At 73.4% G+C, this 12,370-nt stretch carries 10 protein-coding genes and 1 pseudogene; 4 read left to right on the top strand and 7 right to left on the bottom strand.

Annotated elements, in window-relative coordinates:
- Positions 1-39: 39 nt before the first annotated feature.
- Positions 40-876, bottom strand: a complete 837-nt coding sequence (locus ACGF5U_RS24970) for an inositol monophosphatase family protein (protein WP_392713722.1) — start codon at positions 874-876, stop codon at positions 40-42.
- 33 nt (positions 877-909) lie between these two features.
- On the bottom strand, positions 910-2,037 hold the full coding sequence (locus tag ACGF5U_RS24965; protein WP_392713335.1) for a ferrochelatase: 1,128 nt from the start codon (positions 2,035-2,037) through the stop codon (positions 910-912).
- A gap of 384 nt (positions 2,038-2,421) precedes the next feature.
- Between ACGF5U_RS24965 and ACGF5U_RS24960 the strand changes: the two genes are divergently transcribed.
- Positions 2,422-3,720 (top strand): MFS transporter, encoded by a 1,299-nt coding sequence (locus ACGF5U_RS24960; protein ID WP_392713333.1) that lies wholly within the window; start codon positions 2,422-2,424, stop codon positions 3,718-3,720.
- Positions 3,692-4,999 (top strand): D-arabinono-1,4-lactone oxidase, encoded by a 1,308-nt coding sequence (locus ACGF5U_RS24955; RefSeq protein ID WP_392713720.1) that lies wholly within the window; start codon positions 3,692-3,694, stop codon positions 4,997-4,999. The genes ACGF5U_RS24960 and ACGF5U_RS24955 overlap by 29 nt, the downstream gene beginning before the upstream one ends.
- 3 nt (positions 5,000-5,002) lie before the next feature.
- Here the strand turns inward: ACGF5U_RS24955 and ACGF5U_RS24950 are convergent, their stop codons facing one another.
- Complete coding sequence (locus tag ACGF5U_RS24950) at positions 5,003-5,806, bottom strand: hypothetical protein (RefSeq protein WP_392713332.1); 804 nt, start codon at positions 5,804-5,806, stop codon at positions 5,003-5,005.
- Between the two features lie 444 nt (positions 5,807-6,250).
- Between ACGF5U_RS24950 and sepH the strand changes: the two genes are divergently transcribed.
- The gene (gene sepH / locus ACGF5U_RS24945; RefSeq protein ID WP_392713331.1) at positions 6,251-7,336 is read left to right on the top strand and encodes a septation protein SepH; all 1,086 of its coding nucleotides are present in this window, start codon (positions 6,251-6,253) and stop codon (positions 7,334-7,336) included.
- A 250-nt stretch (positions 7,337-7,586) separates the two neighbouring features.
- On the opposite strand, the gene ACGF5U_RS24940 is transcribed toward sepH, so the two are convergent.
- On the bottom strand, positions 7,587-8,477 hold the full coding sequence (locus ACGF5U_RS24940; RefSeq protein WP_392713718.1) for a sulfurtransferase: 891 nt from the start codon (positions 8,475-8,477) through the stop codon (positions 7,587-7,589).
- Between the two features lie 245 nt (positions 8,478-8,722).
- Here ACGF5U_RS24940 and ACGF5U_RS24935 point away from each other — a divergent pair, with 245 nt between their 5' ends.
- On the top strand, positions 8,723-9,496 hold the full coding sequence (locus tag ACGF5U_RS24935) for a VOC family protein (protein WP_392713329.1): 774 nt from the start codon (positions 8,723-8,725) through the stop codon (positions 9,494-9,496).
- A gap of 163 nt (positions 9,497-9,659) precedes the next feature.
- On the opposite strand, the pseudogene ACGF5U_RS24930 reads toward ACGF5U_RS24935, so the two are convergent.
- The 3 genes and pseudogenes from ACGF5U_RS24930 to ACGF5U_RS24920 all read right to left on the bottom strand — a co-directional run.
- Positions 9,660-10,301, bottom strand: a pseudogene (locus ACGF5U_RS24930) (thymidine kinase); the annotation flags it as partial.
- Positions 10,302-10,435: 134 nt separating this feature from the next.
- On the bottom strand, positions 10,436-11,641 hold the full coding sequence (locus ACGF5U_RS24925) for an alkaline phosphatase family protein (RefSeq protein WP_392713327.1): 1,206 nt from the start codon (positions 11,639-11,641) through the stop codon (positions 10,436-10,438).
- Entirely contained in the window at positions 11,641-12,225 is a 585-nt protein-coding gene (locus tag ACGF5U_RS24920; protein ID WP_392713325.1) for a DUF5998 family protein, read from the bottom strand. Before ACGF5U_RS24920 ends, ACGF5U_RS24925 begins: the two co-directional genes overlap by 1 nt.
- Positions 12,226-12,370 lie beyond the last annotated feature (145 nt).

Here is a 12,370-nt window from a genome sequence, read left to right as displayed (position 1 = left end):
TCGGGGACGCGCGCGGAGGCGTCGGGGCGGGGCACGCGGTCAGTCGTGCCAGGCGCCGAACTCCTCCAGCAGCTTCTGGAGCGGTTCGAACACCCCCGGGGAGGCCGCGACCGTCAGCTCCCGGGACGGCGGTGTGCCGGGACGGCCTCCGGTGAGGGCGCCCGCCTCGCGGGCGATGAGGTCTCCGGCGGCCAGGTCCCAGGGGTGGAGCCCGCGCTCGTAGTAGCCGTCCAGGCGGCCGGCGGCGACGTCCGCCAGGTCGATCGCCGCCGAGCCGCCCCGGCGGATGTCCCGCAGGCGCGGAATGAGGCGGTGGGCCACGTCGGCCTGGTGGGCCCGGACCTCCGCCACGTAGTTGAAACCGGTCGACACCAGGGCCTGGTCCAGCGGCGGGGCCGGCCGGCAGCGCAGCCGCCGGTCGCCGAGGAACGCGCCGCGGCCGAGGACCGCGTGGAAGCTCTCGCCGCGCATCGGCACCTCCACGACGCCGACCAGCGTCACGCCGTCCCGTTCGGCGGCGATCGACACGGCCCAGGTGGGCAGGCCGTACAGATAGTTGACCGTGCCGTCCAGGGGGTCGACGACCCAGCGGATACCGCTGCGGCCCTCGGTCGTGCCACCCTCCTCGCCGAGGAAGCCGTCGTCGGGGCGGTGCTCGGCGAGGAAGCCCGTGATCAGCTTCTCGGCGGCGATGTCCATCTCGGTGACGACGTCGATGGGGCTCGACTTGGTCGCCGCGACCCCGAGGTCGGCCGGGCGGCCGTCACGCAGCAGCGCTCCGGCGCGCCGGGCCGCCTCCCGGGCCAGTTCCAGAAGCTCGTCCGACAGCTCGTCCGACAGCTCGTCCGACGGCTCGTCCGACAGGGGGCCGGTCAGGGGGTCGCTCACGGGGTCGGTCACGGTGTCTCCTTACGCGTACGGGCTGTCGGCACCGGCGGCCGCGGGCCGCTCGGCACGGGCCGGGCAGCAGCCGACCGGGCACAGGTCGTGGGACGGCCCCAGCGCGCCGAGCGCGCACCGCTTCACCACCGTCCCCCGCTCGGTCGCGGCCCGCTCCAGGAGCAGGTCCCGGACGGCGGCGGCGAACCGGGGGTCGGCGCCCACGGTGGCGGACCTGCGCACCGGCAGCCCGAGCTCCTCCGCCTTGGCCATGGCCTCGGTGTCGAGGTCGTAGAGGACCTCCATGTGGTCGGAGACGAAGCCGATGGGCACCATGACGACCGCCGGGGCTCCGGCCTTGCTCAGCTCCTCCAGGTGGTCGCAGATGTCCGGCTCGAGCCAGGGGATGTGCGGGGCGCCGCTGCGCGACTGGTAGACGAGCCGCCAGGGGTGCTCGGCGCCGGTCTCGTCCCGGACGGCGTCGGCGATCAGGGCCGCGACGTCGAGGTGCTGCCGCACATAGGCCCCGCCCTCGCCGTGCTGGTCGACGGGGCCGGACGTGTCGGCCGCGGAGTCCGGGATGGAGTGCGTGGTGAACGCGAGGTGCGCGCCCGCGCGGACCGGCTCGTCCAGCTCGGCCAGGGACTTCAGGACCCCGTCCACCATGGGCCGGACGAACCCGGGGTGGTTGAAGTAGTGCCGGAGCTTGTCGACCCGGGGCAGCGGCAGGCCCTCCGCCTCCAGTGCGGCCAGCGCGTCGGCGAGGTTCTCGCGGTACTGGCGGCAGCCGGAGTAGGAGGCGTACGCGCTGGTGGCGAGGACGGCGATGTGGCGCCTGCCGTCCAGGACCATCTCGCGGAGCGTGTCCGTCAGGTACGGCGCCCAGTTGCGGTTGCCCCAGTAGACCGGGAGGTCGATACCCGCGGCGGCGAAGTCCTCGCGGAGCGCGGCCAGCAGGGCGCGGTTCTGGGCGTTGATCGGGCTGACCCCGCCGAAGCGGAAGTAGTGCTGCCCCACTTCCTTGAGCCGTTCCTTCGGGATGCCCCGGCCGCGTGTCACGTTCTCCAGGAACGGGACCACGTCGTCCGGGCCCTCGGGCCCGCCGAAGGAGAGCAGCAGGAGAGCGTCGTAGGGTGCTGGATCACGCTGATCGGACATGGTGCCGATCCTGCCACCCGGCACTGACAGCCGGAAAACCGCCGTGCGCTCCGGCTCCTTCGCGCGTAATCTGTGAAAGCTGTCGATACGCCTTACCGATTGTCGGCTTTCGACTACCCGCCGTCCGCTCGGACTCCTCGACACCGCCGGTCCCGTGGGTTCCGCCGGTCCACCCGGTCTCCTCGGGCCGCTCGGTCTCCTCGGTCCGGTCTGTGTCCTCGGGCCGCTCGGACCGACCGGCCGCTCGGACCACTCGAACCACTCGAACCACTCGAACCGCTCGCACCATCAGCCCCGTCAGCCCCGTCAGCCCCCCTCTGTTCCACCAGCCCCCCGTTCCACCTCTCCCCGGGTCAGTCCCCGGGTTCCTTCCCGGAGTACCCGTTGGCCAGCCCCTACCGCGCGATCTTCACCGCCCCCGGCACCCTGAGGTTCTCCACCGCCGGTCTCATCGGCCGCATGCCGTTGTCCATGCTCGGCATCGGCATCGTGACCATGGTGTCCGAGATCACCGGCAGGTACGGACTGGCGGGCGCGCTGGCCGCCGCGCTGGCGCTCTCCGCCGCCGTGCTGGGCCCGCAGGTGTCCCGGCTGGTCGACCGGCACGGCCAGCGCAGGGTGCTGCGCCCGGCGACGCTGATCGCCGTCATGGCGGTCGCCGGCCTGCTGGTCTGCGCGCAGCAGGGGCTGCCCGACTGGACGCTGTTCGTCTTCACGGCGGCCGCCGGGTGCGTGCCGAGCGTCGGCGCGATGACCCGGGCCCGGTGGGCGGACATATTCCGGGGCGAGCCGCGCCGGCTGCACACGGCGTACGCGCTGGAGTCGATCGTGGACGAGGTGTGCTTCATCTTCGGCCCGATCGTGTCGATCGGTCTGTCGACCGTGTGGTTCCCGGAGGCGGGCCCCCTGCTCGCCGCGCTCTTCCTGCTCGTCGGTGTCTGGTGGCTGACGGCCCAGCGCGCGACCGAGCCGGCGCCTCATCCCGTGGACAAGCACGCGTCCGGCGGCTCGGCCCTCCGCTCCCCCGGCCTCCAGGTGCTGGTCGCCGCCTTCGTGGCCACGGGCGCCATCTTCGGCGCCGTCGACGTGGTGACGCTGGCCTTCGCGGAGGAGAGCGGCGCCAAGCGGGCGGCCAGCCTGGTACTGGCCGTGTACGCGCTGGGTTCCTGCCTCGCGGGCGCCGTTTTCGGCCTGCTGCACCTGAAGGGCGACCCGGCCCGCAGATGGGTCGTGGGCGTCTGCGCGATGGCCGTGAGTATGATCCCCCTCCAACTGGCCGGGAGCCTGCCGTTCCTGGCCGTGGCGCTCTTTGTCGCGGGCCTGGCCATCGCACCGACGATGGTGACCACGATGGCCCTCGTCGAAGCGCACGTACCGCGCGGCAAACTCACCGAGGGCATGTCCTGGACCGGTACCGGGCTGGCGGTGGGCGTGGCGCTCGGCTCGTCGGCCGCCGGCTGGGTGGTCGACGCGCACGGAGCTCCGGCGGGGTTCGTGGTGCCCGGGATCTCGGGGGTGCTCGCGGCCGCGGTGGCGTTCCTGGGGTACCGCCGGCTGCGCAGGCCGGTGCCGACGCGGGAGGGGCAGCGTGAGCAGGACCCACAGCAGTTGGACGACGTGGCGGGGGCTGAGCGGCCGGAGCGGTCAGGTCGGCCTGAGGAGTCCGGGCGGCACCTGGCGTAACTGGGCCGGGAACGTCGCCGTCTCACCCGTACGGGAGGCCCGTCCGGCGTCCGTGGCGGAGCTCTCCGAGACGATACGGACGGCGGTACGGGACGGGCTGCGGGTCAAGACCGTCGGTACCGGGCACTCCTTCACCTCGATCGCGGCCACCGACGGCCTGCTGATCCGTCCCGACCTGCTCACCGGCATCCGGCGCTTCGACCGTGCCGGGATGACCGTGACCGTGGAGTCGGGCACGCCGCTGAAGCGGCTCAACGCCGCCCTCGCCCGTGAGGGGCTGTCGCTCACGAACATGGGCGACATCATGGAACAGACGGTCGCCGGGGCCACCAGCACCGGGACCCACGGCACCGGACGGGACTCCGCGTCGATCGCCGCGCAGATCAAGGAGCTCGAACTGGTCACGGCGGACGGCCGCGTGACGACCTGCTCGGAGAAGGAGAACCCGGAGGTCTTCGCCGCCGCCCGGATCGGTCTGGGCGCACTCGGTGTGGTCTCCGCGATCACGTTCGCGGTGGAGCCGCTCTTCCTGCTGACCGCCCGCGAGGAGCCGATGACCTTCGACAGGGTCACGTCCGAGTTCGACGCGCTGCACGCGGAGAACGAGCACTTCGAGTTCTACTGGTTCCCGCACACCGGCAACTGCAACACCAAGCGCAACAACCGCAGCGCGGGGCCCGCCGCCCCGCCCGGCCGCGTCAGCGCCTGGTTCGAGGACGAGTTCCTGTCCAACGGCGTCTTCCAGGTGGCCAACTCCTTCGGCCGGGCCGTACCGACGGCCGTCCCCGCGATCGCCAAGGTGTCCAGCCGGGCGCTGTCCGCCCGTACGTACACGGACATTCCCTACAAGGTCTTCACATCCCCCCGCCGCGTGCGCTTCGTGGAGATGGAGTACGCCGTTCCGCGTGACGCGGCGGTCGCGGCCCTGCGGGAACTCAGGGCCATGGTCGACCGGTCGCCGCTGCGGGTGAGCTTCCCCGTGGAGGTGCGGACGGCTCCCGCCGACGACATCGCGCTGTCGACGGCGTCCGGCCGGGACACCGCCTACATCGCGGTGCACATGTACCGCGGGACGCCGTACCAGGCGTACTTCACGGCGGCCGAACGGATCATGACGGCGCACGGCGGCAGGCCGCACTGGGGCAAGGTGCACACACGGGACGCGGCGTACCTGGCCGAGGTCTACCCCCGGTTCGGCGAGTTCACGGCGCTGCGTGACCGGCTCGACCCGGACCGGGTGTTCGGCAACGCCTATCTGCGCCGGGTACTGGGCGACTGACGACTACTCGCCACCGCCGACCGCGGCTCCGGACGTGGCGGTGTCCCCCGGGGGCGGCGCCTGCGACGCCGACGGACCGGGGGAGGCCGGTGGGGGCGTGGAGGCCGGGGCTGGAGTCGGAGTCGGGCGCGGGGCGGGTCCGGACGGATCGGACGGCGTCGGTGACGACGAGGGCGGTGCGGAGGGGACGGGCGGGGCGGACGGATCCTGGTCGGCGGTGCCCCCGGAGCCACTCGGCTTCCGGTCGCGCTCCTGGTCCGGCTGCTCGCCCCGGCCCGGTGCCGTGGTCGCGTCCGGATCGGCCGTGTCCCGGGCGGGGTCGGCGGAGGGCGGCGCGCCGCCGCCCCGTACGACCGCGCCGAACGTCGTCGTCCCCCGGGTACCGCTGAGGTCCTGCCCCGAGATCAGCTCGTACGTCGTGATGCCCGCCATCGCCAGGCCGAAGACGACCGCCGCGGCGATCGCCGAGCGCCGCCTGCCGCGCAGACGGGACCCGTGCGTGGTGGGGGCGCCGAACTCGCCCTCCGGTGGCGGTACCTGCGGGTTCGGCGCCGGGCCACGGGCGGCCGTGACGCCGCGGACGCGTTCGCCGGTGCGCGTGAGCAGGTGCTGGAGGACCGAACCGCCGCACGTGGCGACGACGCTGATCACACCGGCGCCGATGACGGTGCCGTACACGCCGAGATTCGCGGCGAGTTTCGCCGCCAGGACCGCCGCGACGGCGCTGCCCGCGACCTGGGCGGCACTGAGGTCCAGTCGCTTCCTCCGTTCCGTTCCGCTCGTCCCGCCCTGATCCGTCGTCAGCATCTCTTCACCCATCTGTCCGGCATGCAACGGAAAGGGACTTATGGGGAGATCGATTGGTTCCACTTCGGTGGATTGTGTGAAGGAGGCCACGTACGGAGGTGTCCTGCGGACGTCCAACTGCCGTGCCCCCGGAGAACTTCGGCGGCGTGCCGGTCCACCCAGATGGCCCGAATGGAGTACTGTGGCGAATCCTGGGCCTCAGTCCTGCACTGGTGTCCGGGAACAACGGGAGGGGGCCGAAAGTGGCACTCGATCCGGCGGCGCCGCGGCACCGCACGGGGGCCGACTGCGCAGAGTGACCGACCAGTCACGCTGTGTTGCGAAACAGGTAACCGTGCCATAACGGCGTTCAGGGCCCATGCCCGACACGCCGGGCAACTCGGCAAGGTTGTGGCAGGCTGCACCCGGGCAGGCCACACTCGACTAGCGGAAGCAGCGACGCACGTGACGTCGGCAGGCACCACCCGGGAGGTCCCCATGCCCGAACTGCGTGTCGTGGCCGTCTCCAACGACGGCACACGACTGGTGCTCAAGGCTGCGGACAACACGGAGTACACGCTTCCGATCGACGAGCGACTGCGCGCCGCGGTACGCAACGACCGCGCCCGGCTCGGCCAGATCGAGATCGAGGTGGAGAGCCATCTCCGCCCCCGCGACATCCAGGCCCGTATACGCGCGGGCGCCTCCGCCGAAGAGGTCGCCCAGCTCGCCGGCATCCCGGTCGAGCGCGTGCGCCGCTTCGAGGGTCCCGTGCTCGCCGAGCGTGCCTTCATGGCCGAGCGGGCCCGGAAGACCCCGGTGCGCAGGCCCGGTGAGAACACCGGCCCGCAGCTCGGCGAGGCCGTGCAGGAGCGGCTGCTGCTGCGCGGCGCCGACAAGGACACCGTGATGTGGGACTCCTGGCGCCGCGACGACGGCACCTGGGAGGTTCTGCTGGTCTACCGGGTGGCGGGCGAGGTCCACTCGGCCAGCTGGACGTACGACCCGCCGCGACGGCTCGTCCAGGCCGTGGACGACGAGGCCCGCTCGCTGATCGGTGAGACCGACGACGCGGTGGCCGTCCAGGAGCCGACGTTCCCGTTCGTCCCGAGGATCGCCCGGCTGCCCCGCGACCGGCCCCTCGACCGCACGCTCGACCGGCCGTCGGAGCGCCCCGTGCTGCCCGGGCCGGGTGCCGCCGACTCCGAGGAAGAGCCCGAGCGCGACTCGTTGACCAGCCTCCTTGAGGCGGTGCCGAGCTTCCGGGGCGACATGGTCGTACCGGACAGGCCGGCCTCGTCCGACGCGCCCGCCGCAGAGGCGGAGCAGGAGCCGGAGGCCGAGGAGCCCCCGGCGCCCGCGGCGTCGGCCGGTGCGGGTTCGGCGTACGCGGACGTGCTGATGCCGCGCTCGGTGAGCGGCCACCGCGACCGGCTGACCGGTACGACGGACCGTCAGGCGGAGGCGGACGGCGTCCGTCCGGGCCGCCGGGCTGCGGTCCCCAGCTGGGACGAGATCGTCTTCGGTACGCGCCGCAAGAAACAGGAGTGACCCTCGGCCCTTCCCCCGGCCGCTCCCGATCAGGGACGGCGGGCCGGGAGGGGCGGCGGGCCGGGAGGGGCGGGCCGGGAGGCGTGGGGCCGCCGGTCCCGCGCCCGGGAGACGGTCGGCCCCTGCCTTGGGGCTCTGGCCGGGGAGACGGTTCACCCATGTCCGGCCCCGCCCACGGGAAGCGCCCCGCAGGGGCGCGCGCAGAGAGGCGGGTCAGGTCATCCCCGGCCGGCGGCACCGGCCGGTCGGGTCAGCCTCGGGCCGGGCCCGTGGCGACCGGGCGGGACGGATCGCGCGACCACTCCGACCACGAGCCCGCGTACAGCGCCGCGCGGATGCCGGCGATCTCCAGCGCCAGCACCTCATGGGCGCCGGACACACCGGAGCCGCAGTACACACCGACCTCCGTGGCGTCACCCGCACCCAGTTCCCTGAACCGCGCCGCCAGCGCCTCGGCCGGCAGGAACCGGCCGTCCTCCGCCACGTTCTCCGTGGTCGGCGCCGACGCCGCGCCCGGGATATGCCCGGCGACCGGGTCGATGGGCTCCACGTCACCCCGGTAACGCTCCGCCGCCCGCGCGTCCAGCAGCAGCCCCGACCGCGCCAGCGCCCCCGCCCCCTCCGCGTCCAGCAGCGGCAGGGCGCCCGGCCTCGGGGTGAAGTCCCCGGGCACCGGAACCGGAACCCGCGTCGACAGGGCACCGCGCCAGGCGGCGAGGCCGCCGTCCAGCACCCGGACATCGGTGTGGCCCGTCCAGCGCAGCAGCCACCACGCCCGCGCGGCCGCCCAGCCCTGGCCGCCGTCGTACACGACCACCGGTGAACCGGCCGAGACCCCCGCCGCGCGCATCGCCGCGCCGAACACCTCCGGGTCCGGCAGCGGATGCCGGCCGGCCGCGCCCGGCGGGCCGGCCAGATCCGCATCGAGGTCCACGTAGACGGCGCCGGGGATGTGGCCCGCCTCGTACGCCGGCCTGCCGGGCGGCCCGCCGAGCTCCCAGCGGACGTCCAGCACCACGGGCGTACGCGCTGCGCGGGCATCCGGGCGGCCGGCGGGCTCCCCGGAGGTCTCGGCCCCGGCGGACACCTCGGCCCCGGAGAGTACCGCTTCGAGTTCATGTGCGGAGATGATCGCGTTCATGCCTGCCTTGGCTCCCATGCGTACCATCCTGGCGCAGATCAGGACGACATCGGGACGGCGTCGGAGGATGGGCGACGGAATTTTCGGGCATCCTCCTGCGGGATCGCGCCACATCACGGCGCGGCCGGGGCGCACCGCTCGGCCTGTGGTGCGAGCATCTGACGGGGCGTGAAGCCGCCGGCCGGTGTGGTCGCCGCCCCGGTCCCCCCGCACGGCCACGACGATGGTCCGAGGAGAGAGTGACGATGACCGAGGCGACTCGGCGCAAGCCCGGCACACCCTGCTGGGTGAGCCTGATGGTGCACGGCCTTGACGCGACGCAGGAGTTCTACGGGGAGCTGTTCGGCTGGGACTTCCGGCCCGGACCGCAGCAGCTCGGCCCGTACGTGCGCGCGCTGGTCGACGGCAAGGAGGTGGCCGGTATCGGCCAGCTTCCCGCCGATCGTGATCTGCCGATCGCCTGGACGACGTACTTCGCGTCCGACGACGCCGACGAGACTGCCGAATCGATCCGGTGCAGCGGCGGAACGGTGGCCGTGGGCCCCCTCGACGCCGCCGACGCCGGGCGTCTGGTGATCTGTTCCGACCCGACGGGCGCGATCTTCGGGGTGTGGCAGGCCGCCGCCCACCTCGGTACGGCGGTGGCCGGTGCGCCCGGCACTCCGGTGTGGAACGAACTGCAGACGCAGGAGACGGAGTCGGTCGGCAAGTTCTACCGGACGGTGTTCGGCCATGAGCCGACGCCGCTCGTCACGGGCGACGACGACTACGTGACCCTGCACGTGGACGGAGAGCCGGTCGCGGCGCTGCACGGCGTCGGCACCGACCTGCCGCGCGACCGGGGCGCCCACTGGATGACCTGGTTCGAGGTGGCGGACACCGACGCCGCCGCGCGGCGGATCACGGAACTCGGAGGTCAGGTGCTCCGGGCGCCGTACGACGACGCGGCCGGGCGACGGGCGACGGTCGCCGACCCGGAGGGCGCGGTTTTCACGATCGTACGATCGGACGCTCGGTGATCTGTCCGGGGTGACGGCGCCCGGGGGCGGGCGCGTCGCCCGGGGCTTCCACGGGCGTTCCGGACGGCGTGGGCCCGACGCTCCCGGTCCCGGTCACGGTCCCGGTCCCGGTCCCGGTCACGGCCGGGGACAGGGACGGGGACGGGGACGGGTGCGGGGAAGGGGACTCGACCGGGAGGACGTCAGGGGAGAGCGCGGCCGCGCGGGCGGACGCGGCGGTCATCCTGCGCCGGTGATGGCGCCTGCACAGCACCTCGTACCCGACCTCGTCGCCGGCGTTGACGTCACCGACGACGACCTGGGCGCCCTCGACCACCATCACACCGCCGACCGTACGGGCGTTGTGCGTCGCGCGGGCGCCGCACCAGCACAGCGCCTCGACCTGGAGCACCTCGACGCGGTCGGCGAGCTCCACGAGCCGCTGCGAGCCGGGGAACAGCCGGGAGCGGAAGTCGGTGGTGATACCGAACGCGAACACGTCCAGTTCCAGGTCGTCCACGACGCGGGCCAGCTGGTCGATCTGCTCGGGCGCGAGGAACTGCGCCTCGTCGGCGATCACGTAGTCGCAGCGGCCGCCCCGGGAGAGATGGGCGACGAGATACGCGTAGAAGTCGAAGCCCTCCGCCGCCTCGACGGCGTCGGTGACGAGCCCGAGCCGGGAGGAGAGCTTGCCCTGGCCCGCCCGGTCGTCCCTTGTGAAGATCATTCCCTGGAGGCCGCGGGCCGAGCGGTTGTGCTCGATCTGAAGAGCGAGGGTGCTCTTTCCGCAGTCCATCGTTCCGGAGAAGAACACCAGCTCGGGCATGGGGAGGTGACGACCTTTCGGGTCCGTGGGGCAGGAGGGCGGTCCGGCGGGGCCGTGGACCACGCGCGGCGGGCCGGCCGGGGACGGTGGACGGGAGCGGCGGAGGGGAACGGCGGACGGGGCTACGAGCGGGGCTACGAGCGTACTTCGAGCAGCGGTACGAGCTGCTCGGCGGCCGTCATCGAACCGTGCATGCCGGCCATCGCCGACTCGTGCGGCTCGTTGACCGATGCGGTGATCACCACGTCGTCGTACGCGGCCGCGACGACATCGCCGATCCGCCCGTACACCCGCTCGTCGATCCGCGGGCCGAACCAGCCCGCGGCGATCGCCTCGTCCCGGCCCGCGACCCAGAAGCGCTCGCCGAGCACCTCGCGCCAGCACGCCAGCACGTCGGACCTGGCACCGGGGACGGCGTAGACGTGGCGGGCGCGGCCCTCGCCGCCCAGCAGGGCGACGCCGGCACGCAACTCCCAGTCCTCGTCGAAGTCGATCCGCGACTCCTCGTCGAACGGGACGTCGACCATGCCGTGGTCGGCGGTGACGTACAGCGCGGTGCGCGGCGGGAGCTGCTCGGCGAGGCGCTGGACGAGCTGGTCGGCGTGCATCAGCTGGCCGCGCCACGCGTCGGAGCCGATACCGAAGCGGTGCCCCGCGCCGTCCACCTCGCTGTAGTACGTGTAGACCAGCGACCGGTCGGCGGCGGCGAGCTGCTCGGCGGCCAGGTCCATGCGCTCCTCGCCGGAGAGCCGGCCGTGAAACGTTCCGCCACTGAGCGCGATCTTGGTGAGCGGGGTGTCCCGGAAGGTCGGGGACGACACCTGCGCGGTGTGGACGCCCGCCGCGTCGGCGAGCTGGAAGACGGTCGGGTACGGCTGCCAGGCGGCGGGCGACGTCCACGGCTTCCAGCGGAGCTGGTTCATCAGCTCACCGGTCGCGGGGTCACGCACCGTGTAGCCGGGCAGTCCGTGCTCGCCGGGCGGCAGTCCCGTACCGACAGAGGCGAGGGACGTGGCCGTGGTGGCCGGGAAACCGGCGGTGAGCGGCCGGCCCGTGCCGCCGCGCGAGGTCGCGAGCAGGGAGGTGAGGTACGGGGCCTCGTCCGGGTGGGCCTTGATCTGCTCCCAGCCGAGCCCGTCGATCAGGAAGACGCAGTTGCGGTCGGCGGGCGTCAGCTCGGCGATACGGTGCCCGAAGCCCGGCACACCGAGTCCCGCGGCGATCGTGGGCAGCAGGTCGGCGAGGGCGCCCGAGCCGTACTCGGGGACCGGCGCGGTGTCGAGGGCGAGCGGGACCGGGTCGTCGGGCCAGCGGGCGGCCGTGGCGGTGGGCTGGACCATCAGCGCGTGACCGCGGTGGCTTCGGACAGGGCCTGGGCGAAGAGCAGGGCCTGCCGGACCGTCTCGGGACCGTCGCCCGCCTCGCTCACGCGCAGGCTCAGGTCGTCGGCGGTGGAGCTGCCGGTGTAGCCGTGGTCGGCCTCGCAGTTCGGATCGCCGCAGGCGGCGGGCTCCAGGTCAATACGGGAGACGGCGCCCCAGCCGATGGTGAGGACGACCTCGCGCGGCAGCGTGCCGGGCGTGTACGACTCCGGATTGGCGACGACCCGGCTGAGCACGACCGACGAGATCCGGTCGAGCTTGACCGACTCGGTCGAGGTCGTCGCGTACGGCGTCGGGGAGCTGGTGTCGGCGTTCTGCTCGTCGGTGTGGCTGACGATGAAGCGGTTGGCCGTGAGAACGAGGACCGTGACGTGGCGACGTACCTCGTTGGCGTCGAAGGTCGTCTCCTGGTGCACCAGGTACGAGGCGATCGGCTCGCCACCGACGGCGGCCTCCACCGCCTCGGCCACGAGGGCCGGGTAGTAGCCGCTGCGCTCGATGGCCGCGCGCAGCCCCTGGGTCGTCGTACCGGTCTTCGCCATGGGCTCCATCCTACGGGGGCACAGTGACTGCACGGGACGCTCACGGCCCCGCGTCGGCACCGGGCGGCGGAGGGCGGGTACGCCTGGCCGGACGGGCGGCGGGTGGCGTGCGTGGCCGGGGCGGGGGCGGGGGCGTGGGTGACCG

Origin of the sequence: Streptomyces sp. NPDC047886 (assembly GCF_043204435.1) — a bacterium.
Classification (GTDB): Bacteria; Actinomycetota; Actinomycetes; order Streptomycetales; family Streptomycetaceae; genus Streptomyces.
This window is presented reverse-complemented; position numbering and strand designations above follow the sequence as displayed.

Bases quoted from the DNA above. Each gene is read 5' to 3' on its own strand.
- ACGF5U_RS24965 (WP_392713335.1), bottom strand. From the start codon at position 2,037: ATGTCCGATCAGCGTGATCCAGCACCCTACGACGCTCTCCTGCTGCTC.
- ACGF5U_RS24950 (WP_392713332.1), bottom strand. From the start codon at position 5,806: ATGCTGACGACGGATCAGGGCGGGACGAGCGGAACGGAACGGAGGAAG.
- ACGF5U_RS24940 (WP_392713718.1), bottom strand. From the start codon at position 8,477: ATGAACGCGATCATCTCCGCACATGAACTCGAAGCGGTACTCTCCGGG.
- ACGF5U_RS24935 (WP_392713329.1), top strand. From the start codon at position 8,723: ATGACCGAGGCGACTCGGCGCAAGCCCGGCACACCCTGCTGGGTGAGC.
- ACGF5U_RS24925 (WP_392713327.1), bottom strand. From the start codon at position 11,641: ATGGTCCAGCCCACCGCCACGGCCGCCCGCTGGCCCGACGACCCGGTC.
- ACGF5U_RS24920 (WP_392713325.1), bottom strand. From the start codon at position 12,225: ATGGCGAAGACCGGTACGACGACCCAGGGGCTGCGCGCGGCCATCGAG.